The 25271-nt window shown below is 67.9% G+C and carries 24 protein-coding genes; 14 read left to right on the top strand and 10 right to left on the bottom strand.

Features of this window, described 5'->3' with window-relative positions:
* Positions 1–38: 38 nt before the first annotated feature.
* The 4 genes from AC3DET_RS10450 to flgA form a co-directional block, all read right to left on the bottom strand.
* Positions 39–1190: an ATP-binding protein gene (locus AC3DET_RS10450; RefSeq protein ID WP_488391729.1), complete on the bottom strand. Its 1152-nt coding sequence runs from the start codon at positions 1188–1190 to the stop codon at positions 39–41.
* A gap of 188 nt (positions 1191–1378) precedes the next feature.
* Positions 1379–1723, bottom strand: coding sequence for a flagellar protein FlgN (locus AC3DET_RS10445; protein WP_488391549.1), 345 nt, complete (start codon positions 1721–1723; stop codon positions 1379–1381).
* Positions 1724–1728: 5 nt separating this feature from the next.
* Positions 1729–2037 carry a flagellar biosynthesis anti-sigma factor FlgM gene (gene flgM / locus AC3DET_RS10440; protein WP_192202690.1) on the bottom strand — a complete coding sequence of 103 codons (309 nt, stop codon included), beginning with the start codon at positions 2035–2037 and terminating at the stop codon, positions 1729–1731.
* Positions 2038–2206: 169 nt separating this feature from the next.
* The gene (gene flgA / locus AC3DET_RS10435; RefSeq protein ID WP_337732132.1) at positions 2207–2851 is read right to left on the bottom strand and encodes a flagellar basal body P-ring formation chaperone FlgA; all 645 of its coding nucleotides are present in this window, start codon (positions 2849–2851) and stop codon (positions 2207–2209) included.
* A gap of 443 nt (positions 2852–3294) precedes the next feature.
* Between flgA and AC3DET_RS10430 the strand changes: the two genes are divergently transcribed.
* From AC3DET_RS10430 to flgL, 12 genes are all read left to right on the top strand, one after another.
* A complete protein-coding gene (locus AC3DET_RS10430) occupies positions 3295–4248 on the top strand; it encodes a chemotaxis protein (protein ID WP_192202692.1) in 954 nt (317 codons plus the stop codon).
* Between the two features lie 195 nt (positions 4249–4443).
* Positions 4444–4830 carry a flagellar basal body rod protein FlgB gene (flgB, locus tag AC3DET_RS10425; RefSeq protein ID WP_142124951.1) on the top strand — a complete coding sequence of 129 codons (387 nt, stop codon included), beginning with the start codon at positions 4444–4446 and terminating at the stop codon, positions 4828–4830.
* Between the two features lie 11 nt (positions 4831–4841).
* Entirely contained in the window at positions 4842–5249 is a 408-nt protein-coding gene (flgC, locus tag AC3DET_RS10420; RefSeq protein ID WP_488391548.1) for a flagellar basal body rod protein FlgC, read from the top strand.
* A 26-nt stretch (positions 5250–5275) separates the two neighbouring features.
* On the top strand, positions 5276–5956 hold the full coding sequence (locus tag AC3DET_RS10415; RefSeq protein ID WP_192202694.1) for a flagellar hook capping FlgD N-terminal domain-containing protein: 681 nt from the start codon (positions 5276–5278) through the stop codon (positions 5954–5956).
* A 37-nt stretch (positions 5957–5993) separates the two neighbouring features.
* On the top strand, positions 5994–7214 hold the full coding sequence (flgE, locus tag AC3DET_RS10410) for a flagellar hook protein FlgE (RefSeq protein WP_337732135.1): 1221 nt from the start codon (positions 5994–5996) through the stop codon (positions 7212–7214).
* Positions 7215–7242: 28 nt separating this feature from the next.
* Complete coding sequence (locus tag AC3DET_RS10405) at positions 7243–7995, top strand: flagellar basal body rod protein FlgF (RefSeq protein ID WP_337732136.1); 753 nt, start codon at positions 7243–7245, stop codon at positions 7993–7995.
* Positions 7996–9026: 1031 nt separating this feature from the next.
* Entirely contained in the window at positions 9027–9812 is a 786-nt protein-coding gene (flgG, locus tag AC3DET_RS10400; RefSeq protein ID WP_185896369.1) for a flagellar basal-body rod protein FlgG, read from the top strand.
* 22 nt (positions 9813–9834) lie between these two features.
* Positions 9835–10521: a flagellar basal body L-ring protein FlgH gene (gene flgH, locus AC3DET_RS10395; protein WP_488391547.1), complete on the top strand. Its 687-nt coding sequence runs from the start codon at positions 9835–9837 to the stop codon at positions 10519–10521.
* 10 nt (positions 10522–10531) lie between these two features.
* On the top strand, positions 10532–11713 hold the full coding sequence (locus AC3DET_RS10390; RefSeq protein WP_488391546.1) for a flagellar basal body P-ring protein FlgI: 1182 nt from the start codon (positions 10532–10534) through the stop codon (positions 11711–11713).
* Between the two features lies 1 nt (position 11714).
* Positions 11715–12776, top strand: a complete 1062-nt coding sequence (gene flgJ, locus AC3DET_RS10385; protein ID WP_488391545.1) for a flagellar assembly peptidoglycan hydrolase FlgJ — start codon at positions 11715–11717, stop codon at positions 12774–12776.
* 14 nt (positions 12777–12790) lie between these two features.
* Positions 12791–14671, top strand: coding sequence for a flagellar hook-associated protein FlgK (gene flgK, locus AC3DET_RS10380; RefSeq protein WP_337732140.1), 1881 nt, complete (start codon positions 12791–12793; stop codon positions 14669–14671).
* The gene (gene flgL / locus AC3DET_RS10375; protein ID WP_488391544.1) at positions 14668–15870 is read left to right on the top strand and encodes a flagellar hook-associated protein FlgL; all 1203 of its coding nucleotides are present in this window, start codon (positions 14668–14670) and stop codon (positions 15868–15870) included. The genes flgK and flgL overlap by 4 nt, the downstream gene beginning before the upstream one ends.
* A 370-nt stretch (positions 15871–16240) precedes the next feature.
* Here the strand turns inward: flgL and AC3DET_RS10370 are convergent, their stop codons facing one another.
* From AC3DET_RS10370 to lexA, 5 genes are read right to left on the bottom strand one after another with little or no spacing between them, the layout of a single operon-like run.
* Positions 16241–16879: an alpha-ketoglutarate-dependent dioxygenase AlkB gene (locus AC3DET_RS10370; protein ID WP_488391543.1), complete on the bottom strand. Its 639-nt coding sequence runs from the start codon at positions 16877–16879 to the stop codon at positions 16241–16243.
* Between the two features lie 7 nt (positions 16880–16886).
* Positions 16887–20132 (bottom strand): error-prone DNA polymerase, encoded by a 3246-nt coding sequence (locus AC3DET_RS10365; protein ID WP_488391542.1) that lies wholly within the window; start codon positions 20130–20132, stop codon positions 16887–16889.
* Positions 20129–21547, bottom strand: a complete 1419-nt coding sequence (locus AC3DET_RS10360) for a Y-family DNA polymerase (protein WP_488391541.1) — start codon at positions 21545–21547, stop codon at positions 20129–20131. Before AC3DET_RS10360 ends, AC3DET_RS10365 begins: the two co-directional genes overlap by 4 nt.
* Before the next feature lie 9 nt (positions 21548–21556).
* On the bottom strand, positions 21557–22183 hold the full coding sequence (gene imuA, locus AC3DET_RS10355; protein ID WP_488391540.1) for a translesion DNA synthesis-associated protein ImuA: 627 nt from the start codon (positions 22181–22183) through the stop codon (positions 21557–21559).
* Position 22184: 1 nt separating this feature from the next.
* Positions 22185–22790, bottom strand: a complete 606-nt coding sequence (gene lexA, locus AC3DET_RS10350) for a transcriptional repressor LexA (protein ID WP_488391539.1) — start codon at positions 22788–22790, stop codon at positions 22185–22187.
* A gap of 111 nt (positions 22791–22901) precedes the next feature.
* Between lexA and AC3DET_RS10345 the strand changes: the two genes are divergently transcribed.
* Positions 22902–23123, top strand: coding sequence for an AbrB/MazE/SpoVT family DNA-binding domain-containing protein (locus AC3DET_RS10345; protein WP_192202705.1), 222 nt, complete (start codon positions 22902–22904; stop codon positions 23121–23123).
* A gap of 10 nt (positions 23124–23133) precedes the next feature.
* Positions 23134–23562, top strand: coding sequence for a type II toxin-antitoxin system death-on-curing family toxin (locus AC3DET_RS10340; protein WP_488391538.1), 429 nt, complete (start codon positions 23134–23136; stop codon positions 23560–23562).
* A 222-nt stretch (positions 23563–23784) separates the two neighbouring features.
* Here AC3DET_RS10340 and AC3DET_RS10335 read toward each other — a convergent pair whose 3' ends face one another.
* Positions 23785–24906, bottom strand: coding sequence for an HDOD domain-containing protein (locus tag AC3DET_RS10335; protein ID WP_225591127.1), 1122 nt, complete (start codon positions 24904–24906; stop codon positions 23785–23787).
* Positions 24907–25271: the final 365 nt, after the last annotated feature.

Here is a 25271-nt window from a genome sequence, read left to right as displayed (position 1 = left end):
GCACCTTCTCCCCGCCTCGCGGGGAGAAGGGAGCGACATCACGCGGCGTCGGCGCTCGGCTGCCGGATCGGCAGCATGATGCGGAAGCAGGCGCCGGAGCCGGGCTCGTTGCGCACTTCGATGCGGCCGTTGTGCTTCTTCACGATGCCGTAGGAGATCGACAAGCCCAGGCCCGTGCCGCTGCCCACCGGCTTGGTGGTGAAGAACGGGTCGAAGATGCGCTGCAGGATGTCGTCGGGAATCCCATGGCCGCTGTCCTGGATCTCGATCCAGACTTCGTCGCCCTCCACGCCCGTGGCGACGGTGATCGTGCCGCGCTCGTCGATGGCGTGGCTGGCGTTGAGCAGGATGTTCATGAACACCTGGTTCAATTCCGACGGCCGGCACTGCACCAGGGGCAGCTTGCCGTAGTGCTTTTCCAGGGTGACCTTGTACTTCAGCTCGTTCCAGATGATGTTGATGGTGGAATCGAGGCCGGCATGCAAGTCGGCGGACTTCCAGCTGTCGTCGCGGCCTGAGTAGGAGAAGTCCTTCAGGTTGCGCACGATCGCAGTGACCCGTTCGATGCCCTCGCGCGACTCGGACATCAGCTGCGGCAGGTCGCCGGTGATGAAGTCGATGTCGTAGCGCGCGCGCAGGTCCTCGATCTCGGGCAGCATCGCCTTCGGGTCCGGCAGGCGCAGCGCGCGCTCGTAGACTTCGATCAGCGAGAACAGGCTGTGCAGGTACTCCTGCAGCGAGCCGAGGTTGGAGTGCACGTAGCCGATCGGGTTGTTGATCTCGTGCGCAACGCCGGCGGCAAGCTGGCCGATGGAGGCCATCTTCTCCGACTGCACCAGCTGTTCCTGCGTGCCGGCCAGGCGCACCAGCGTCTGCCGCAGCTGCGCGTGCCGGCGCTGGAGTTCCTGCTGGCGCGCGTGCGCTTCGCTGACGTCGTGGAAGACGATCAGGCAGTGGCCCCCGCCCGGGTTGTCATGGAAGTACGCGCGTACCTGCAGCACCAGGCCGTCGTCGAGGGCCAGGTCGCCGTTCCAGCGGCCGGACTGGCGCGCGGTGGGAATGGCGTCGGGCGGCAGCAGCCGCGACAGGGCGCCGAGCACATCGGGGGCATCCTGCACCAGTGCGCGCGCCGCCGCGTTGGCGTGCAACGGACGGGCGTCGCCACGGCACAACAGGTAGCCGTCGTCCATCAGTTCGGCCAACGCCTTCAGATCGGCGAAGGTCGGGACGTCATCCGCAGTGCAGGCTCTGGACGGTGGGGTCGAGGGAGGGGCGGTGGCCAAGGACGCATCGGGCGGCGGCGATGGGGCGCCAGTATCCGGCGCGGCCGCTGGAGCGGCAAGTTGCGGCGTCGCAGTTTGCGGATCCGGCACCGGGCTCAGGCAACCGCAAGCGGACGGGTGGCGGAAAGGGTCGCGGTCTGGCCCTGCGCGTCGTACGCGCCGCTGCTCTCGGTGCGGCCCAGATGACGCAGTGCCCAGTTCACTTCGCGGCGGCGCCGGGCCAGCAGGATGCCGTTCGCGTGGTTCATCTCGGCAAGTTCGGCGAGCCGCCCCTGCAGTTCATCGGGAAAGCCGAAGCCGGCAGCGGCCGCCTCCAGCGCGCGCAATGCCTCCAGCTTCTCCTGCGTGGCGCGCACCAGTGCCTCGACATCATGCTCGAGGATGGCGCGACGCTCCTCTCCCAGGGCCGTGGACAGTCGCTGGAGGGGGGCCGGTGTCATCGCGATCAACCGCCCAGCTGGTCGTCCAGTCGCAGCATCCCGTCGGCAATGGCCTCGGGATTGACCTTGTACGTGCCGGCCTGCAGCGCTTCGCGCACGGCCTGCACACGGGCATTGTCGATGGCAGGCGCAGTGGACAGCTCGCGCTGCATGGCCTGGAGGCTGGCGGCCTCGCCGGTCAGGCGCAGGCTGTCACCACCGGCGCTGGCTTCCACCGGCCTGGAACGGTCGGCACCCGCGTTGGCAACACGCCCGCTGACGGGACCGGTGGTGCGTACGGCGGCGGGGGGAGTGCCTTCGATTTTCTGGCTCATGTCGGTTCACCTGTAACAGGGTTCAAGGGAGTTATCGGCCGCGACTGATCCGACTTTAGTGACGGATGCCGCATTTCCGAGGAAGGGCCCGATGCTGCCCGGTTTCCTTCCACCCGCGTTCGGTATCGGCCGCCCCCGGAACAACTTGAGGGCCATGTTCCACATTTCTTCATCGGTTGACCCAGACGTCGCCGCCCGGGCCCACCACGCCCTGCACCACCCGGCGCGAGGACAGGTTCTCCACGGTGACCCGCTCATTCTCGCCGGCATCCGCCAGCGCCTTGCCGGCCACGCGCACTTCCACCCCGCCGCGACGGGACACCAGCGCCACGTTGTCGCCGCGGCGGACCAGGCGCTGGGCGACCAGATCGGTGGCCGACAGTACCGTGCCTGCCGACAGCATGCGCCGTGCCACGCGGCCCAGGGCCTGGGATGGATCAGCGACGGCGGCGCCGACGATGCGCGACGCGTCGCGGGTTTCGGGAATGAACGCGTCGGCGGTGATCGTTTCGCCCGGTGCGATGCCGCGGCTCAGCACCAGCACGGTCTGGCTGCGTCGTACCCGCACCGGCACGAACAGGCGCCAGCCATCCGGGCAGCTGACTTCCACGCTGTGGCTACCCTGGACGCGTGCCACCAGCGATGCGTCGCAGCGTGGCAGGCGCAAGGCGGAGTCCAGTGTGGCCTCGGCCTCGCTGCCGGCAGGCAGGGCGCCCAGGGCGGCGGCCTTGATGCTGTCCACGCTGTGGAAGTCGGCCGCCAGCACGGTGCATGCGGTCAGGCCGCCGATCAGGGCGAGGGTCAGGCGCAGCATGGGCGGGATCCGGAGGTTCATCGGCCGGGAAGCTGCAAGGGGCGTGCCAGAGCCGCATTCACTGGCGTCGCAAGGCGCATCGAGTTTGGGAAAGAACGCGCACGCATGTGGACGATGTTTCTTGATTGGACGATGCCCTGACTCCGCTCGCCCCTCATCCGCCCGCCGGGCACCTTCTCCCCGTAAACGGGGAGAAGGGGACTTCAATGGGAAAAGGAGTGCCCCTCTCCCTCTCCCCGCATGCGGGGAGAGGGTGCCGAAGGCGGGTGAGGGGCGAACGAAGCCAGCGCTGCGTTGGCGCCGCCCCAGCACCGCGCTCTGCCCCTGATCCGCCCCCGCATCACGTGCGGGGGCAGGCTCTTCGGGCACCTTCTCCCCGCAAGCGGGAAGAAGGAACAAGCAACGACGCTCAAGCGCCCCTCGAAGAGGCCGATATGCTGTGCATGACCCAGGATCTGCTCAACCGCATCGACCAGCGCACCCGCCTGGCCGGCCACAACCGCCTCGCCCTGCTGCTGTTCCGCCTGGGCGGGCGTCAGCTTTTTGGCGTCAACGTCTTCAAGGTGCAGGAAGTCCTGCGCCGGCCCGATCTGTTCCAGTTGCCCGGATTGCCCACCGAATTCGTCGGCGTGGCCGACGTGCGCGGTCGCTCGGTGCCGGTGCTGGACCTGGGTCTGAGCATCCGCCACCCCGAACGCGACCCGAATCCGGAGAACACCCCCAACTACCTGGTGGTCACCGAATTCAACCGCTCCGTGCAGGGCTTCCTGGTCAGCGGCGTCGAACGCATCGTCAACATCGCGGTGGAAGACATCCACCCGCCTCCGGAACTCGGCGCCGAGAACAGCTACCTGACCGCCGTGACGCGCTTCCAGGGCGAACTCATCCAGGTGATCGACGTGGAAAGCGTGCTGGCCGACATCTGCCAGTCGCGCATGGACGCCACGCTGGCGCCCGAGATGGCCCTGCCCGCGGACGCACCGCCGCTGCAGGTGCTGGTGGTGGACGACTCGCGCGTGGCGCGCTCGCAGATCCGCAGCGTGCTGGAGCAACTGGGCGTGACCACCACCCTGCTGTCCGACGGCCGCCAGGCGCTGGACCACCTCTTGCAGGTGCACGCCGCCGGCGAGAACCCGGCCGAGCGCTACGCCATGGTCATATCGGACATCGAGATGCCGGCCATGGACGGCTACACCCTGACGACGGAAATCCGTCGCCACCCGGGCCTGGCCGGCCTGTACGTGCTGCTGCACACCTCGCTGTCGGGCGTGTTCAACAACGCCATGGTGGAACGCGTGGGCGCGAATGCCTTCGTGGCGAAGTACAGCCCGCACGAACTGGCCGAGCACGTGCTGTTCCGCCTGAACCAGGTGGTCGCAGCGCAGATGGCGGCCTGATCGTCGTCCCAGCGAACGCTGGGACCCATTTGCTTTCCCCACGGAAGAGGTAAGAGACAAAGGGCAGGATCAAGATGGATCCCGGCGTTCGCTGGGATGACGGCACAGGGAATCACTGCCTGCCCGGATGCCGACCTGCCCCGTTCTGGCACACGCCTTGCAGCATCTCCGGCAACGGTCTGCCGGAGCGGTGCCATGTCCAATCCCATCTCCAACTACCTGGGTGTCCACGGAGCGGCCCTGCCCCTGCGCGAGCAGCGCATGCAGTTGATCGCCAGCAACCTGTCCAACGCGGACACGCCGAACTACAAGGCGAAGGACCTGAACTTCCAGGCTGCGCTGGAGAGCGCGGCGGCCAAGGCCTCCCCATTGCTGACCACCAGCGAGCAGCACCTGACCCTGCTCGATGCCACCCCGCGCATCTTCGAACGCGCCGGCGTGCAGCCCAGCCTGGACGGCAACACCGTCGACGCCGATACCGAACGTGCCGCCTACGGCCGCGCGGCGCTGGAATACCGCGCCTCGCTCAGCTTCATCGAATCCAAGGTGCGCACCATGCTCACCGCGATCACCGGCCAGTAAGGGGACGCGCCATGAGCAACCTGCCCATCTTCGACGTCGCCGGTTCCGCGCTGCAGGCGCAATCGGTGCGCCTGAACACCATCGCCAGCAATCTCTCCAACGCGGATTCCATCGCATCCTCGCCCGAGGCGGTCTACAAGCCCATCGAGCCGATCTTCCAGGCGCGCCCGCTGAATACGGACGGCTCGCTGACATCGGTGCAGGTGAAGGAGATCACCCAGAGCGAAGCACCGCCGATCAAGCGCTACGAGCCCGGCCACCCGATGGCCGATGGCGATGGTTACGTCTACGCGCCCGATGTCGATCCGGTCGCGCAGATGGTCAACCTGATCTCGGCATCACGCGGCTACCAGGCCGGCGTGGAAGTACTGAACACCGCCAAGGAACTCGCCCTGGCCACCCTGACCATGGGCCGCTGACGCCCTGCCACCGAGCGACCACGCACATGACCACCATCAATGGCGATCCGTTCGCCGCCATCAACAACGCCACGTCGGGCGCTGCCACGACCAAGAAGGCCGACACGCTGGGCCAGGCCGACTTCATGCGCCTGATGACCGAGCAGTTGAGCCACCAGGATCCGCTCAAGCCGCTGTCCAACAGCGAGTTCGTCGCCCAGCTGGCGCAGTTCTCCACCGTACAGGGCATCAGCGAACTGAACACCACCGTCGGCGGCTTCACCTCGGCGCTGACCGGCGACCAGGTGCTGAAGGGCGCCGCATTGGTGGGGCACGCCGTCGTGGTGCCCTCCGACTCGGTCGCGTTGCCGGCCACCGGCAATGCCAGCGGCCTGGTGATGTCGCCCGGCGCAGGCAAGGTCACGTTCGAAATCACCGACGCCAGTGGCGTCGTGGTCGACACCCTCGACGTCGAGTCCACCGGCAAGGGCGAAACCGCCTTCACCTGGGACGGCATCAAGGCCAACGGCGAGCGCGCCGCCGCCGGTGCGTACTCCATCAAGGCCACGCACACCGCCACCGATGGCACCGGCACTGCGCTCAACACCTACGTCGACGCCACCGTGGACAGCGTGACCATCGGCTCCGACGGCCTGTACCTCAACCTGCCCGGCCTGGGCACCGCTCCGCTCGACTACGTGCTGCGCATCGGCAAGTCGGCGTCCTGACCCCCTCACTCCCACCGCATCCAGCAAGGAGTCATCCATGGCTTTCAACAGCTCGCTGTCCGGCATGAGGGCGGCCAACGCCGACCTCAACGTCACCTCGCACAACATCGCCAACGTCAACACCACCGGCTTCAAGGAGTCCCGCGCGGAGTTCGCCGAAGTGTTCTCCACCACCGGCTACGGCCTGCTGCAGAACGGCATCGGCGCGGGCGTGCGCGTGACCAACGTCGCCCAGCAGTTCTCGCAGGGCGACATCAACCAGACCGGACGCTACCTGGACCTGGCCGTGGACCGCGAAGGCTTCTTCACCGTCAGCAACAACGGGACGAACGTGTATACCCGCGCCGGCAACTTCCAGCGCGATCCGAACGGCTACGTCACCACGCCGGACGGCTACCGCCTGCAGGTGTTCCCGCCGCGCGCCGATGGCGTCGGCTTCGACACCGGCAACCTGGTCGACCTGCAGTTGCTGACCACCGACAGCGCACCCGCGCCCACCACCAACGTCGACCTCGGCGTCACCCTGCCCGGCAATGCCGCGCAGCCGACGATCGCCCCGTTCTCGCCCACCGACAGCGCCAGCTACAACGAGACCACCTCGGTCACCGTCTACGACTCGCTCGGCGTGGCGCACCAGCAGGCCGTCTACTACGTGAAGACGCCGACCCCGAACCAGTGGCAGATGCACGTGTACGTGGACGGCACCTCGATGGGTGCGCCGACCAACGTGCAGTTCGACAACAACGGCACGCTGACCGCGCCGGCCAATGGCCTGGTGACGCTGTCGCCGTTCACGCCCAGCACCGGCGCGGGCGTGCTGAACATGACGCTGAACATCAACGGCACCACCCAGTACGGCGAACAGTTCGCCAAGCGCATCCAGAACCAGGACGGCTATGCCACCGGCAAGCTCAACGAGTTCAGCGTCTCGCCGGAGGGCGTGGTGTATGCGCGCTACTCCAACGGCGTGGACCGCGCCATCGGGCAGGTGGGGCTGGCCAACTTCACCAACCCGCAGGGGCTGGTATCGCAGGGCAACAACACCTGGACGCACAGCTTCGCCTCCGGTGAGCCGCGCATCGGTGCGCCGGGCACGTCGGACTTCGGCCAGGTGGCCTCCGGCGCGCTGGAAGCCTCGACCGTGGACCTGACCGAGCAGCTGGTGAACATGATCGTGGCGCAGCGCAACTTCCAGGCGAACTCGCAGATGCTGTCCACGCAGGACCAGATCACCCAGACGGTCATCAACATCCGTTGATGACGGCACGGCCGACGGAGGCTGACGCATGGACAAGGCACTCTATGTCGCAATGACCGGTGCCCGCGCTTCGCTGCAGGCGCAGGGCACGGTGTCGCACAACCTGGCCAACGTGGACACCAAGGGCTTCAAGGCGGCGCTGGCCGGCACCGAGGCGTTCAAGATCCAGGGACAGGGCTTTCCTTCACGCGTGGACGCGATGCTGATCGATCCCGGCTTCGATTCGCGGACCGGTTCGCAGATGGTCACCGGTCGCTCCCTCGACGTGTCGCTGCAGCCGAACCGCTGGCTCGCCGTGCAAGCGGCGGACGGCGGCACGGCCTATACGCGCAATGGCGAGCTCAGCGTCACCCCGAACGGCCAGCTGGTCACGGCCGGCGGTCGGGCGGTGCTGGACGACAACGGCAATCCGATTGCGGTACCACCCGCGCAATCCATCGACATCGGCGCCGATGGCACGGTATCCATCGTTCCGCAGGGCGAAGGCCCGCAGACGATGGCTGTTGTCGGGCGCATGCGCGTGGTCCAGGCGACGCCGCAGCAGTTGGCGCGGGGTGGCGATGGCCTGATGCGGCCCGCCGATCCGCAGGCACCGGCATTGCCGGTCGCCAATGGCAACAGTCTCACCACGGGCGTGCTGGAAGGCAGCAACGTGGATGCAGCCGGTGCGCTGGTGCAGATGATCCAGTTGCAGCGGCAGTTCGAGATGCAGGTGAAGGTGATCCGCAGCGGCGACGAGATGGCGCAGTCGTCGAACCAGCTGCTGCGGTTGGGTGGTTGACGCTTCGTTCCGTCCCTCTCTCTGCGCTGGAAGCCCCCTCTCCCCACGGCGACCAAAGGAAGTCCCTGTGGGAGAGAGGGGCTGGGGTGAGGGCCAACGAAGTCACCCAGCCCCGATAAACCGGCGGCCCGACAACATCTACGATTCACCGAAAGCACTCACGCGCGACGAATCTTTTGCATGCATCTTTCGGTGCGAGTCTGCTTGAGGTCACGCATGGTGCCGCTCGCCGCGGGGGCCCTACTTTCTTTGCTTGTGCAAAGAAAGTAGGCAAAGAAAGCACACCCCGGCGGCCCGCCCGCCGCTTCGCGGCGGGTTCGCAGTCCCGGCGGGAATTTCCGGAAGACACATCCTGTGTCATCCGGAAACGACGCACATCCCTGTGCGCCGCCCCTACGGGGTTTGACCCGCCGTGACTGCCGGACCTAAGGGGCCCCGAAGCTGGGCCGGGCATATCCGTAGAAAGTGCTTTGCTGTGGCTGTTGCCTTCGGGCCCCCATGAGGCACGGCGAGTGGGTCGGGTAAAACCCGCAGGGCGCCGCCATGGAGGGCGGCGTTTTCGTATGGCACAGGGATGTGCCTTACGAAAATTCCCGGCCCACTCGCGAACCCGGAGCGCGCAGCGCGGAGGGCGTGCCGCCTGGGGTGTGTTTCTTTGCTTCTTTCTTTGCACAAGCAAAGAAAGAAGGCCTCTGCGGCGAGCAGCCCCATGCCTGCACGCCAAAAGAACCATCCCCCCACGCCCAGAAACCTGAAACAAAGGCGCGCCCTTTGGACACGCCCAAGGCCCACACAGGCGATGGACTTCGTTGGCCCTCTCCCCAACCCCTCTCCCGCAGGGAGAGGGGCTTGAACAGGCCCTGCCGCCAGAAAAATGCCGGTGCCTGGTCCAAGGCCATGACCCCGGTCCCAGTTCGACCCGAATCCAAGCGCCAGAACCACGACACCCATTCCGGCACAGGACTTGCCTGAGAGGAGGCGAGGAACCGCACCACGCGGCTCCACCCCTTCCACCAGCGAGGAACCACGCCATGAACCAGGCCCTCTGGGTCGCCAAGACCGGACTGGATGCGCAACAGACGCGCATGTCCGTGGTCTCCAACAACCTGGCCAACACCAACACCACCGGCTTCAAGCGCGACCGCGCCAGCTTCGAAGACCTGCTGTACCAGCAGGTGCGCCAGCCTGGCGGCTCCACCTCCTCGCAGACGCAGCTGCCGTCCGGCCTGCAACTGGGCACCGGCGTGCGCGTCGTATCCACCTCCAAGGATTTCCAGCAGGGCAACCCGCAGCAGACCGGCCGCTCGCTGGACGTGATGGTCAACGGCCGCGGCTTCTTCGAAGTCCTGCTGCCCGACGGCTCGCCGGCCTACACGCGCGACGGCTCGTTCCAGATCAACGCACAAGGCGAACTGGTCACCAACAGCGGCTATCCCGTGCAACCCGGCATCCAGGTGCCCGAGGGTGCGCAGTCGATGACCATCGGCAATGACGGCACGGTCAGCGTGACCATGGCTGGCCAGGCGCAGGCACTGGAAATCGGCTCGCTGACGCTCACCGATTTCGTCAATCCGTCCGGCCTGCAGGCCAAGGGCGAGAACCTCTACGTCGAGACCACCGCGTCCGGTCCTGCGCAGAACGGCACCCCCGGCCTCAACGGCCTGGGCAGCCTGGTGCAGGGCTCACTGGAAGGCTCCAACGTCAACGTGGTGGAAGAGCTGGTCAGCATGATCGAAACCCAGCGCGCCTACGAAATGAACGCCAAGGCCATCTCCACCACCGACTCGATGCTCGGCTACCTCAACAACAACGTCTGACCCACGCATACCGGGAATCGCCATGAAGCGCTCCACGTCCGCCACCACCCTCGCCTGCGCGCTGATGCTGCTGCCGGGCTGCGCACGCTACTACGGCGACGTGCGCCCGTACGCGCCGATGCAGCCCATCCAGCCCATCGTCGCCGCGCAGGCACCGGCCACCGCGGGCTCCATCTATCGCGCCGGTCCGGGCCTGAACCTCTACGCCGACCGCCGCGCGCGCGACGTGGGCGACCTGCTGACGATCAACCTGGTGGAGAACACCGCCGCGCAGACCTCGGCCACCACGTCGGTGGACAAGAGCAGCGAGATCAGCATGGCCGCACCCAACGTCGCCGGTGCCCCGGTCACCTGGAACGGACGCGACATCCTCAGCGCCTCGGTCAACGGCGAGCGCGGTTTCAGCGGCGCCGGCAACAGCGCGCAGAGCAACCGCCTGCAGGGCAGCGTGACCGTCACCGTGATCCAGCGCCTGCCCAACGGCAACCTGGTCGTGCAGGGCCAGAAGAACATGCGCCTGAACCAGGGCGACGAACTGGTGCAGATCCAGGGCATCGTGCGCCCGGCCGACATCGGCACCGACAACACCATCGCCTCCAGCAAGGTCGCCGACGCACGCATCGCCTTCGGCGGCCGCGGCGCCATCGCGCAGTCCAACTCGATGGGCTGGCTGGGCCGGTTCTTCAACTCGCCTGTCTTCCCCAACTGAGCATCGCGCCATGGACACGCCCAACGCCGAACGCTCGAACCCCACACCCGCGAAGAAACCGCGCCGCATCGACACCTATACGCTGCTCGGGCTGCTGGCGTGGATCGGGCTGGTGCTGCTCTGCCTGGCACCCGCCGCGCGTGCCGAACGCATCAAGGATCTCGCCCAGGTCGGTGGCGTGCGCAGCAATCCGCTGGTGGGTTACGGCCTGGTGGTCGGCCTGGACGGCAGCGGCGACCGCACGAGCCAGGCACCCTTCACCGTGCAGAGCCTGAAGAACATGCTCGGCGAACTGGGCGTCAACGTGCCGGCCAACGTCAATCCGCAGCTGAAGAACGTCGCGGCGGTGGCGATCCACGCCGACCTGCCTGCCTTCGCCAAGCCGGGCCAGCCGATCGACATCACCGTGTCCTCCATCGGCAACGCCACCTCGCTGCGCGGCGGGAGCCTGTTGATGGCGCCCTTGCGCGGAGCCGATGGCGAGGTCTACGCCATCGCCCAGGGCAACCTGGTGGTGGGCGGCTTCGGCGCGCAGGGACGCGATGGCTCGCGCGTGTCGGTCAATGTCCCCAGCGTGGGCCGCATTCCCAACGGCGCCACGGTGGAACGCGCGGTGCCCAACGCCCTGGACACCGGCGACGGCACGATCACGCTGAACCTGCATCGCGCCGACTTCACCACGGTCTCGCGCATGGTGGCCGCGCTGGAACAGAACTTCGGCGCGGGCAATGCCTATGCGCTGGATGCCGTCACGGTTGCCGTGCGCGCGCCCGCCGACGTGTCCCGCCGCATCAACTTCCTCGCCCAGGTCGAGAACCTGGAACTCACGCCCGGCAGTGCGCCGGCCAAGGTGATCGTCAACGCGCGCACCGGCACCGTGGTGATCGGCGCGCAGGTGCAGGTGATGCCGGCGGCGGTGACGCATGGCTCACTGACGGTGACCATCACCGAATCGGCCAACGTCAGCCAGCCGAATGAATTCTCGCGCGGCGGCAACACGGTGGTGACACCGCAATCGACCGTCTCCGTCAGCCAGGAAGGCAACCGGATGTTCAAGTTCGAAGGCGGCACCTCGCTGGACGAAATCGTCCGCGCCGTGAACGAAGTGGGCGCCGCACCCGGCGACCTCATCGCGATCCTGGAAGCCCTGAAGCAGGCCGGCGCCCTGCGGGCAGAGCTCGAGGTGATCTGACATGGCCAGCACGCCCATCGGCGCACTGAATTCTCCCTTGCCGCTGGCCGACGCCAATGGCAAGCCCGACAACGCCCGCATCCACGATGTCGCGCGGAAGCTGGAAGGCCAGTTCGCGCAGATGATGATCAAGTGCATGCGCGAGGCAGGCTTCGGGGATTCGCTGTTCCCGGGTGAAAACCAGGTGTTCCGCGATATGTACGACCAGCAGATCGCCACCGCGATGTCGCAGGGGCGCGGGCTGGGACTGGCGCCGATGATCGCGCGCCAGCTGGGTGCCACCGACACTCCGGCACCCGTCGCGACCAACACCGCGCTGTCGGCGTATCGCCGCATGATGCCCACGGCCGAAGCGGACTCCATGCTCGACGCCATCGCCGGTCGCGGCATCGGCAGCAGCACCGTGCGCAACGATGCCGGCATGCCGGCCACGATCACGCTGGACACCATCACCGTGCGTCCCGATGCGGCCTGCGACGAAGTCGAGAGCGTGGCGTCGGCCGACCCGTCGAAATACGCGCGCAACACACCGGAACGCTTCGTCGCCGAGATATGGGACCACGCCAAGCAGGCCGCGAAGGAGCTGGGCGTGGATCCGCGCGCCCTGGTCGCGCAGGCCGCGCTGGAAACCGGCTGGGGCAAGCGCCAGATCAGGACCGGCGACGGCGACAGCGCGCACAACCTGTTCGGTATCAAGGCTACCGGCTGGAAGGGCGAGCGCGCCCGTACCGCCACGCACGAGTACAGCAACGGCGTGAAGCGCAGCGAGACGGCGGATTTCCGCGCGTACGCTTCGCCCGCCGAGAGCTTCGCCGACTACGTGCGGCTGTTGAAGAACAATCCGCGCTACCAGCAGGCCCTCGCCGCTGGCAAGGACATCGCCGGTTTCGCCCGCGGCCTGCAGCGCGCCGGCTACGCCACCGACCCCACCTACGCCAACAAGATCGCGTCGATCGCCAACGGGCCCACGCTGGGCAAGGTGTTGTCGGCGATCGGCGACACCGTCGGCGGCAGGGTCGGCGGCCTCGTCGGCAACGCCATCGGCAACGCATTGCAGCGCTGATCCAGGGAGCACGCATGTCCAACCTTCTCGCCACCGGCAGCAGCGCCCTCCTCGCTTTCCAGCGCGCCCTGTCCACGGTCAGCCACAACGTCGCCAACATCAACACGCCGGGCTACTCGCGCCAGCGTGCCGAATTCGAAGCGCGCGACGGCACCTTCTTCGGCCAGGGCTACCAGGGCAACGGCGTGCAGATCGTCGACGTGCGCCGCATGGCCGACTCGCTGGCCACCTCGCGACTGCTCGACAGTGGCGGCGAACTCTCGCGCCTGCAGCAGTTGTCGGTCCTCTCCACCCGGCTCGACCAGCTGTTCTCCGAGAAAGCGACCGGCATCAGTGCGCCGTGGTCCAGCTTCTTCGATTCGGTCAGCGCGCTGTCCTCCAACGCCGCCGGCTCCGCCGACCGCGAAAGCGTGCTGGCGCAGGCGAATGCGCTGGTCACCCGCTTCCGCCAGATCGACCAGCATCTCGACGGCCTGGATACCGAAGTCAATGCGGGCCTGACCGCCGCCACGGGCGAAGTGAACCGCCTGGCGAAGGAGATCGCCCAGCTCAACGGCCAGATCGGCGGCAATACGAATCCCTCCGGCGACCTGCTGGACCGCCGCGACCAGCTCATCAGCGAACTGGTCGCCTTCACCGGCGGCAACGCGGTGACGCAGGACGGTGGACTGGTCAACGTATTCAGCGCCGGTGGTCAACCGCTGGTGGTCGGTGCGAGCGCCAGCACGCTGGTCACCGTGCCCGATGCGTACCGTCCCGAGCGCCTGCAGGTGGCGCTGGAAACCAACGGCCAGCGCATCACCCTGGACAAGCGCGCCCTCGGTGGCCAGATCGGCGGCCTGATCGAATTCCGTACCACCGTGCTTGACCCGGCCGTGGCCGAACTGGGGCGCGTGGCCACCTCGTTGGCGCAGACCTTCAATGAAGGACATCGCGCCGGCATGGACCAGTACGGGCAGATCGGAGGCGATTTCTTCAGCCTGCCCGCACCGCGCATTTCGTCGCATGCGGGCAATGCCGGCAACGCGGTGCTGCAGACATCGGTCGGCAGCGTATCGGCGCTGAATGCGCAGAACGTGTTGTTGCGCTTCGATGGCGGCGCGTGGGTGGCGACGCATCCGGAAACCGGCGCGGCCATCGCCACCACCGGCACCGGCACCGCCGCCGATCCGCTGGTGGTGAACGGCATCGAAGTGGTGCTGGCGTCCGGCGCGCCGGCGACCAACGACCGTTTCCTGCTGCAGCCCACGGCCGGCGCCGCCGGCAACCTGGGGGTCGCGATCACCGATCCCGGCCGCATCGCCGCCGCCACGCCGGTCAAGGCCACGACCGACATGGCCAACACCGGCAGCGGCAAGCTGAGCGGACTGAAGGTGACCGACGCGGCCAACGCAGGCCTGCTGGCGCCGGTGGACATCGAGTTCATCGACGCCACGCAATACACCATCAATGGCACTGGCCCGTTCCCCTACACGCCGGGGCAGACGATCGCATCGAACGGCTGGAGCCTGGTGCTGGATGGCGCGCCTGCGGCAGGTGACACCTTCAGTGTCGGCCCCACCGGCGCCAACTCCAGCGACAACGGCAACGCCAAGCTGCTGTCGAACCTGGACGATGCACGCGCGCTCAACGGCGGCACGCTGACGCTCAATGGCGCCATTGGCGGGCTGACCACGCAGGTCGGCTCGGCGGCGCGCCAGGCGGACTATTCCGCGCAGGCGCAGCAGGTCATCCATGACCAGGCGCAGGCCGCACGCGATGCGGTTTCCGGCGTCAACCTGGACGAAGAAGCCGCCGACCTGATGCGCCTGCAGCAGGCGTACCAGGCCGCGTCGCAGATCATCGCCACCGCCGACACCCTGTTCCAGGCGCTGCTGGGAGCCACACGCCGATGAACTACCGTATCTCCACCGGGATGATGTACCAGCAGTCGATCAACACGATGCTGGCCAAGCAGGCGAAGCTGGCGCATACACAGCAACAGCTCTCCAGCGGACAGCGCCTGGTCACCGCCAAGGACGATCCGGTCGCCGCCGGCACCGCCGTGGGGCTGGACCGTGCGGTGGCCGAACTCGAACGCTTCGGCATGAACGCCAGCGCCGTGCAGAACCGCCTGGGCCTGCAGGAGAACGCGCTGACCCAGGTTGGCGATGCGATGGCGCGCGTCAACGAGCTCGTCATCCAGGCCAACAATGCGGCCATGGGCGACGACAGTCGCCAGGCGATCAGCACTGAGCTGAAATCGATCTACGCCGGTCTGCTGGATCTGGCCAACAGCACCGACGGCGCGGGCCGCTACCTGTTCGGCGGCACCAGCGACGGCAGCGCGCCGTTCGCCATCGCCGGTGGCAACGTGATCTACAGCGGCGACCAGACCCAGCGGCAGGTGGAAGTGGCGCCGGACATGTTCGTCGCCGACACCCTGCCCGGCAGCGAGGTGTTCCTGCGCCTGCGCACCGGCGATGGCCGCATCGACGGTCAGCCGGCCGCCGGCAACACCGGCACCGGCTTGCTGATGGGCTTCAGCGTGACCGATTCCACGGCCTGGGACGGTGACACCTACACGCTCAGCTTCGGCGCGAGCAATACCTACCAGGTGGTCGATGGCGGCGGCGCCGTGGTCGCCACGGGTGCGTACGCCAAGGGTGAGAGCATCGCCTTTGCCGGTGTGCAGATGAAGATCGACGGCCAGCCCGCCAATGGCGACAGTTTCACGCTGGGGCCGGCCGGCTCGCGCGACATCTTCGCCACCGTGCAGGGCCTGATCGACACGCTGGAGACCAGCCCCACCACCGACACCCAGCGTGCCGTCATGCAGAACAGCCTGCAGGCGGCCATGCGCGATATCGCCACTGCGCAGAGCAGGATGATCGACGCGCGCGCCAGCGGCGGTGCGCAGCTGTCGGCCATCGACGACGCCGCTGCGCTGCGCGAGGCGAACAACGTCACCTTGCAGGGCACGCTGTCCACCCTGCGCGACCTGGACTGGGCCGAAGCCATCGGCCGCTACCAGATGGAAAACACCGCCCTGCAGGCCGCGCAGACGGTCTTCATGCAGATGCAATCGCTGTCGTTGTTCAAGCTGATGGGCTGACGGCGGCGCACGAACCCTTTTCAAGCAGTCCTTGACCCTCCCGCCGCGATCCCTCGCGGCGATTTTTTATATGCCACCTTCTCCCCGCCTGCGGGGAGAAGGGGCCCGGAGGGCGGATGAGGGGTCGAGCGCTGTAAGCCATCGAGCGCTCCACCTTCACTTCTCCGTTCGCCCCTCACCCGCCTTCGGCACCCTCTCCCCGCTGCGCAGGGAGAGGGGAACTCGTCGGCCTCCCGCCGCGACGCCCTCGCGGCGATTTTTTTGTATATCCCCTTCTCCCCGCCTGCGGGGAGAAGGTGCCCGGAGGGCGGATGAGGGGTCGAGCGCTGTAAGCCATCGGGCGCTCCACCTTCACTTTTCCGTTCGCCCCTCACCCGCCTTCGGCACCCTCTCCCCGCTGCGCAGGGAGAGGGGAACTCGTCGGCCGCACCCGGAACACCACGCTGATCCGCGGCCCCTGCGCTCGCCGGGTCTTGGGGATGCCGTGCTCGTGCGTGCTCTGCGACGCATGGCTCATCGACAGCACGCTGCCAGGCGCGAGGTCGACCGCCAGCGTCTCGCGCCTGCCCGCACGGGCACGAATCAGCATGCGCCGCGGCGCGCCCAGCGAGACCAGAGTGATCGGATGACCGGCCGCCACGGTGTGCAGCTTGTCGCCATGCATGGCGACGCTGTCCTCGCCGTTGCGGTAGAGGTTCATGCCGATGCGCGAGTACGGTGCCGGCGCCTTCGCCTGTACGCACGCCAGCAGCGCCGCCAGCGGTAGGTCGTCCGGCAGCGCGTCCACGGGATAGTTCGCCAGCAAACGCGGCACGTCGACGATGCGGTCGTACATCGGGCGCTGGAGGTGCGTCCACGCGGCCTGGGCGAGGAGGATGTCGAACCAGCGTCCTGCCGTGACGGGATCGATCACCCCGGGCCAGTAGCGGATGCCGCCCTCGGCGTCGTCCACCAGCGGCACTACGCCGGGTGCGAACAGATCGTCGGTCAACGTGGACAGAGCGTGCATGGCGGCCTCAGTGGAAATCGCGCGAAGAGGTCTGCAGTTCACCCAGCAGATGGCTGAAGTCGTGAAGGTCGTGGGCGATCAGATGGCGCACGCCATCGACATGTTCCCAGCGACCACGCACACCCAGCAGGCGCGCACCCAGCAGGGCCTTGCGCCGGCGTTCGGCGATGCGTGCCCAGACCACGACATTGACCACGCCATGCTCGTCTTCCAGGGTGACGAAGATGACGCCGCTGGCCGTACCGGGCCGCTGGCGCTGGGTGACGATGCCGGCCACATGCACACCACGCCCGTGCGGCAGGTCCTGCAGCTGGCGCGAATCGACCACGCGCTGCTGGCGCAGGCGCTCCCGCAGCAACGCCAGCGGATGCACGCCCAGCGTCAGTCCGGTGACGCGGTAATCCGACAGCACGTCTTCGACCTGGCTCGGCGCGGGGAGCACGATGTCGTCCTCGTCGGGACTTCCCGGCAACAGCGGGCGCTGGCGCTCGATGCCGGCCGCCGCCCAACGTGCAGCGTGGCGATGGCCGGCAAGCGACTGCAGTGCGCCCGCTTCTGCCAGCGCACTGCGTGCCTTCTCGTCGAGGCTGGCGCGCAGGCACAGGTCGCGTACGTCGGTAAAGGGTCGCTGCGCGCGAGCGGACATGATCGCCTTGCCCACCGTTTCCGATAACCCGCTGACCTGGCGAAAACCGAGACGCACCGCGGCTTGCCCTCCCCGAACGGCATCGCTTCGCATCCGGCCGCCTTCCAACGTGTTGTCCCAGTCACTGCAGGCCACATCCACGGCACGGACTTCAATACGCGGCCGTCCCGCCGAATGGCCCCGCCGCGCGTCCTGCACGATCTGGCTGGGCGAATAGAAACCCATCGGCTGCGCATTGAGCAGCGCGCACACGAATGCCGCCGGCTCATGCCGCTTCAGCCAGCAGCTGATGTAGACCAGCTTGGCGAACGAGGCGGCGTGGCTTTGCGGGAAACCGTAGGAACCGAAACCCTTGATCTGCTCGAAGATCTGGTCGATGAACTCGGAGGAATATTTTTTCTCCTCCATCAGCCGACGGATCTTGTCGCGGTGCGGCGCCATGTCGCCGCCCCTGCCCCACGCCGCCATCGAGCGACGCAGGCCATCGGCTTCCGACGGCGTGTAGCCGGCATGGATCACCAGTTCCATCACTTGTTCCTGGAACAACGGGATACCCAGCGTATTGCCCAGGATGGCTTCGATACCCTCGGACGGATAGGTCACCGCTTCTTTCTTCTGCCGGCGCCGCAGGTACGGGTGCACCATGCCACCCTGGATGGGACCGGGGCGGACGATGGCCACTTCGATCACCAGGTCGTAGAAATTCTTCGGTTTCAGCCGCGGCAGCATGCTCATCTGCGCGCGCGATTCGATCTGGAACACGCCGACGGTGTCGGCGGCCTGGATCATCGCGTAGGTCCGCTTGTCTCCCGGCGGCAGTCCGGCCAGGTCGATCGTGTAGCCACGGTGCTTCGTCACCAGGTCCACGGCCTTCTTGATGCAGGTCAGCATGCCCAGTGCCAGGCAGTCGACCTTCAGCAGCTTCATCGTCTCCAGGTCATCCTTGTCCCACTGGATGATGGTGCGGTCATCCATCGCGGCGTTTTCCACCGGCACCACCTCGGACAGCGGCCCGTCGTTGATGACGAAGCCACCGACATGCTGCGACAGGTGACGCGGATGGCCGCGCAACTGGGTGGTGACCGCCAGCACGCGGTGGATCAGCGGATTCTCCGGATCGAAGCCGGCCTCGCGCAGGCGCTGTTCCATCGGCGTCTCGCCATTGCCCCAGCCGAAGCACTCGGCCAGCAGGCCGATCTGGTCCGGCGGCAGGCCGAACGCCTTGGCCACGTCGCGCACGGCGCTCTTGCCGCGGTAGCGGATGACGGTCGCGGCCAGCGCCGCGCGGCGGCGTCCGTACTTGCCATAGACGTACTGCAGCACTTCCTCGCGCCGCGCATGCTCGAAGTCCACGTCGATGTCCGGCGGCTCGCCCCGCTCTTCGGACAGGAAGCGCGCCATCAGCAGCCGGCTTTCGGTAGGATCCACCACGGTGATGCCCAGCGCGAAGCAGACGGCCGAGTTGGCCGAGGAGCCGCGCCCCTGGCACAGGATGTCCCGCGACTTGGCGAAGCGGACGATGTCTTCGACCGTCAGGAAGAATGCCTCGTAGTTGAGCTTGGCGATGAGGGCGAGTTCCTCGTCGATCTGCACAACGATGGCCGGCGGGACGCCGTCCTTCCAGCGCTCCCGCATGCCCTGCTCGGTCAGCGCGCGCAGCCAGCTGGCCGGCGTATGACCGGCCGGCACCAGTTCGGCCGGATAGCGGTACTTCACCTCCTCCATCGAGAACGTGCAGCGCTGCGCCAGGGCGACGGCGTTTTCCAGCAATGCTGCGGGATAGATGTTGCCCAGTGCCCGTCGCGTGCGCAGGTGGCGCTCGCCGTTGCGGAACAGATGTTCTCCGCACTCCGCCAGCGGCAAGGTATGGCGGATCGCCGTCATCGTGTCCTGCAGCACCCGTTGTCGACGCACATCCATGTGCACGTCGCCGCTGGCGATGGTCGTCATCGACATCCGCCCGGCCAGATCCAGCAACTGCTGCAGGCGCGCCGCGTCGTCCTGCTCACGGTGCAGTTCCACCGCCAGGTGCACGCGCGCACCCAGCACCTGCTGCAGCCAACGCCCTTGCGCATCGTCCGGCGTGCGGCACGGCAACCACAGCGCGAACAGGCCGCCGGCCTCCGGTTCCTCGTTCCCCAATACCCGTTCCACATCCTGACGCGTCAGCCGGTACGTGCCCTTGGGTGCGGCACGGCGTGCGGTGGTGATCAGTTCGCACAGGCGCGTGTATCCGTGCAGGGTTTCCACAAGCAGCGCGCACTTCAGTCCACACGCCAGGGTGAATTCGCTGCCGACGATCAGCTTCAGCCCGGTGGCGCGCGATGCCTCCAGTCCGCGCACGATGCCGGCCAGCGAGCACTCGTCGGTGATCGCCAGGGCCTCGTAGCCACAGTGCTTCGCGCGGACGAACAGGTCTTCCGCGCTGGATGCGCCGCGCAGGAAAGAGAAATCCGACAGGCAGTGCAGTTCGGCGTAAGCCGGCAGGCCGTCGTCGACCAGCGCGTCGTCATTGGCGGCCGCATGCGCCCGCAGCCGATGCGCGGTCTCCCAGGCGCGCGGCACATGCGCGCCCGGGTAGTCGCCGCGCTCTTCGTCGCGGCTCACGCGAACCACCCGTGCAGCATCCACCCGCCCTGCTCGCCCGGCGGCGCGAACGCCCAGGCACGCTGGCCCTGCGAGGTTTCCAGCACGTAGTAGTCGCGGCGCGCGTCCTCGCCATCCCACCAGCCGCTTTCCAGCCGCTCCGGACCGGACACGATGCGCGGATGCGGATCGCGCAGCGGCACCGGCTGCGGCAGCAACCAGGCCGGACGTGGCGGACGTACCGGCGCCTGTTCGATGCGGCCGCCATCGCCCTGCACATGCCGCCACGCACGCTCCGGGCGCGGATCGCCGGCAGGCGCCACGCGATGCACCGCCTCGTCGCCCAGGCGCGCGCGCAGGCGTTCGCGCAGTTGCGGCCATGGCAACTGCTGCTGCGGTCGCGTATCGAACAGATCGCGCGCCGCCGGCACGAACGGCGGCAGCTCGCGCGCGAGCAGGCGCACGCCCACCACCGGGTGCGCGATCTGCACGCGCTCCAGCCGATTGCGGGTCAGCTCGAACAGCATCGCCGGTTCGCGTTCGGCGGCCAGCAGGCCCACCTCGACATCGGTATGCCCTTCCTCATGCTCCAGCCGCAGGACGAAACGCTGCACGCCACCATCGCGGATGGACAGATAGGTGCACAGGTCCCCGATCAGCCGGCGCAGCGGGAACAGCAACGCCATGTGGTTCTCGACCTCGTAGCCGAGTTCGATGCGCGCATCGAAGTGGTCCGGCGGCGCGTAGTACGCCAGCGGATCGTCGGTCTGGCCATACAGGCGGTCCAGGTGTTCCAGCACCGGCAGGCCGAAGCGGCGGCGCAGGCTGTCGCGCGGCAACCCGCGCAGCGTGCGCAGGTCGCGGATGCCCATGCGGTGCAGGCGCTCGCCGGCGTCGTCCGGCAGGCGCGCGCGCCGCACCGGCACGCGGTCCAGCATCTCGGCCATCGCCGCGGGCTGCATCACCGCCAGGCCATCACGCAGGCCGGCGAGCACATGCGCCGCGCGCGGCGTGGGTGCCAACGCGAGGCGATGCTGGAAACCCAGCAGGCCCAGTTCCTCGCGCAACCGCGCCTCGATGCGTGGCCATGGTCCCAGCAGGCGAAAGCTGGCACGCACCTCCAGCACCAGGCAACCCGGCCACTCCGCACTGACCAGCGAACTGTGGCGGTACGCCCATGCGGCGAGGAAACGCTGCCAGCGCGCTTCGGCCGGCGGGTCGTGTTCGACCATCGCGAAATCCGGCAGCAGCGCATGTGCGGCGGTCAGGCGCATGCCGGCCCGCAGGCCCGCCTGCGCGGCCGACGCATTCACGGCATGCAGGGTACGCAGTTGCGCGGCGCCACCGACCAGCGCCAGCGGCGCACCGGGATCAGGCAGACGCCGGAGGACGGCGTCCAGCGCCAGCTGCGGCAGCAGTACACAGGCCCAGAGCATGCGCGCGCCTCAATGCGCGACCAGCGCGAACGACTGCGCGGGCGCCGGGCCGCCGCGGCATTTGCGCACCTGCCAGTGCGTGCCGCCCTGCGCGTCGCGGATGGCCTCCACGCGCAACGCGGCCGCCGACGGATTGGCCGCATGGCGGCGGTCTCGCAGCGCGAAGCCCAGGCATTCGCCGCTGTCGGCGGCCACCTGCAGGCGGCGCAACGCCGGTCCATCCGCCTGCACCGGCCAGCCCAGCACGGCCGCGCAGGCGCCGCTGCGCAGGCATTGTTCGAACGCCCACAGCGCATCGCGCGGCGCTGCCTCGACGATCTCCAGCAAGGCCAGATCCACGCCCGCGGCCTGCCATGCGGGCGCATACGGGATATACGGCGGCGCGATCACCGCCACGGTGCTGCCCGCCTGCGTCATTCGCGCCAGTGTGGGCAGCAGCAATGCCAGTTCGCCCACCCCGTCGGCGGGCAGCAGCAGTTCGGTCAACGCGCGGCGTGGCCAGCCGCCCTGCGGCAGCAAGGCATCGAGCGCTGCGTGGCCGGTGGGTTCGCCATCGGCGGCGATGGCCGCGCTGCGCCCGGCATGCCACAGCGTGCGCGCGGCCAGCAGCGTGTCGAGGGCGACCACCGCGCCCATGTCAGCCGCGCCTTACCAGGCCGCAGTACACGCCTTCGATGGCGAAGTCCTGCCCGGGCTGCACGTCGATGGGCGCATGCGCGGGATTGCGCGGCAGCAGGCGGATGCGGCGGCGTTCGCGCTGCAGGCGCTTGATGGTCAGTTCGCCGTCGATGCGGGCCACGACGGTCTGCCCGTCGCGCGCGTCGGGGGTGCGGTGCACGCCGACCAGGTCGCCGTCGACGATGCCGTCGTCGATCATCGAATCGCCCTGCACCTTCAGCAGGTAATCCGGCTGCGGCGAGAACAGCCGGCGGTCCAGCCAGAGCTGCTCATCCAGGCCGATGTCGGCGCCGATCGGCTGGCCCGCGGCCACCCGGCCCAGCACGGGCAGCGGCAGCAGGTCGGCGGTGCCGCCGGGCAGGCGCAGGCCGCGCTTCTGGCCGGGCGCCTGCTCCAGCAGCCCATCGGCCACCAGCGCCTGCACGTGCTTCTGCGCGGCATTGCGCGAGGCGAAGCCGAAGGTCTCGGCGATGTCCGCCAGGCTGGGCGCACGCCCGGCCGCCAGTTCCCGGCGCAGGAAGGCCAGGACGGCGGCACGTTGGGGAGGCAGGTCGACGGGGTTCATGGGTGTACATTTGTACACCTTACAGTCTCACATGGCGAGAAAGAGGTGCGGCTTGCCTGCAAGCCTCATACGCCTCAATATAACTCCAGTTATAACGTCAAGGAGGCAGCCATGAAGCTCAAGATCACCACGGTCGGCAACTCTGCCGGTGTCATTCTGCCCAAGGAGCTCCTGTCGCGCCTCCGCTTGGACAAAGGCGATGAACTCCACGCGCTCGAGACGCCCGACGGCATCCGCCTGACCGTCTACGACCCCACCCTGGCCGAGCAGATGGACGTGGCCGAGCAGGTGATGCGTCGCCGCCGCACCCTGCTCAACAAGCTGGCCCAGTGACGCGGCGCTCATGATCGTCTGGATCAGCCGGGCCTTGGCCCTGGCCATCCATGACCGCCAGTTGGCCGAGCATGGCGGCGCCACCGGCATACGCGACGAGGGATTGCTGGAATCGGCGCTCGCACGCCCCAAGCAGTTGCACGCCTACGGGCAGCCTGTGCCGGACCTGGCCGATCTGGCGGCCGCCACTGCCTTCGGCCTGGCGCGCAACCATCCCTTCCTGGACGGCAACAAACGCATGGCGGCCGTGGCCTGCGAAGTCTTCATCGTGCTCAATGGCGCCACCCTATCGGCCGAAGACCACGAGCTGTATCCGCAGTACCTCGGCTTGTCCGAAGGCAGCCTCGGCGAGGACGAATTCGCCGCGTGGCTGCGTCCGCGGATCATCGCCAGATCCCCAGGCAAAGTGCAGGAGCCCTCTCCCGCCTACAGCCCCTGACGGCGACGCACACTCGCCGTCGTCCCAGCGAAAGCTGGGACCCACCTTGCCGTTGCCTTCCCGGACGTGCGGGAAGGACGGACATCACTGAGGGGCAATGGATTCCAGCTTGCGCTGAAAGGACGGCCAAGACCTCCAAACGGCCGCGTTCCACGTGACGGACACATGGAGTCGCAGGCGGTCATGTCGTGCGCAGGAGCGCACGTGGCATCGGATGAAACGTCAGGCAGCCTGCTCTTCGGCACGCTCGACCATGGTCTCGGCCATCTGCCGCCAACTGGGCAGCTGGTCGAGCACGCCCAGCGACTTCAGGTAACCCTCGTCCACCGGCTCGTTGCTGGCCAGGGCACCGGCCACATGCACGGCGCCCGGCACCCAGAAGCTGCGCAGGCTGGAGCGCTGCGGCTGGCGATGGAAGGCCACCGCTTCCACGATCGGCATCGGCAGGCCCCACAGGCCCAACAGGTAGGCACCGGCCTCGGTGTGGCCGGGGCGGTCGTCGTCTTCGGCGGCCGGCGTATCGCGTTCGTCGCGCACGCCCGGCAGCAACAGGCCGATGTCGGCGAGCAAGGCCGCCGTTGCGCCGAGCTCGGAACTGGTGCGCGGCAGGATCTTCGCCGCCAGCCGCGAAGCCAGCAAAGCGCGTTGCTGAAGGACACTGCGATCGACGTTGGAGGCGGTCTTCATCGAGAACACCTCGCTGGCCAGCACCAGGTCACGCAGTGTGCCCAGGCCCAGCCGGGTGACCGCAGCGCGCAGGTCGGTGATGGAACGGCCGTTGGAAAAATAGGCCGAGTTGCACAGCTGCAGCACCTTGGCTGCGATGGCGGGATCGCCGGCCACCAGCGTGGCGATGTCGTTGGCGGTCCCTTCGTCCTCTTCCAGCGCACGCGTCAGCGCGAAATACAGGTGCGGCGGCGATGGCAGGTGTTCGACGCGGCCGATGGCGCGGCGCAGGCGCGGGCTGTCCAGCAGGTCGCGCAGTTCTTCCAGGCTGTGGATCGCCTCAAGCACGGTTTCCGACGACAGCGGCAGCGGCAGGAAGCGGTGTGCCACGCCGATCAGCTTGATCGGCGCCGCCAGGCTCTCCGCAGCGCCTTCCAGCAGCGCGATGCGGATGGTCTCCGGACGCAGCGTGCGGATCTGGCCGAGCAGCGTGGCCGGTGGCAGGTCGGCGAGCGCCGGGCCCGCCATCACCACGTCCACCGGGCCATTGGCGACGGTATACATCGCCGACTTGGCGTCGGCGACGACCTCCACGGTCCATTCGTCCCCCATGTCGCCGATGTAATCGGCCAGGTCGTCAGGCAGGCAGGCGGTGTCGCCAACATACAGAATGCGCAAAGCACTTCCCCTTGGATCGTTCTTGCAAGCTTCAACGCGCACCCCCTGCTTGCGGAGGCGCGGACCGGATGAAATCTAGCAAGGATGTCGGCCGCGGCCGGGAGTTCTTGAATCGCGATGCGGAGAATGCGCAGTCCTTCACATTCCGCTGTCGGTGGATTCCCGACAGCGCTGCGACTCGGAAGCGGAACGTGCCCAGCGCTGCGGCCCGCGATTGTCGAGATTGAGGTTGCCATCGAAACGCGTGCGCTCGAAATCGAGTCCACGTCGTTGTCGTTGTAGCGCTACAAGAAGCCGAAATACTCCCAGGGGAAGTACTCCACTTCCACCTGCGCTTCCAGCGCGCCGCCGGTGACGTTGCCACT

This window comes from Pseudoxanthomonas sp. 97-1-1 (assembly GCF_057773125.1).
Note: the sequence above shows the minus strand (reverse complement) of the source record. Positions and strands in the feature narration are given on the sequence as shown.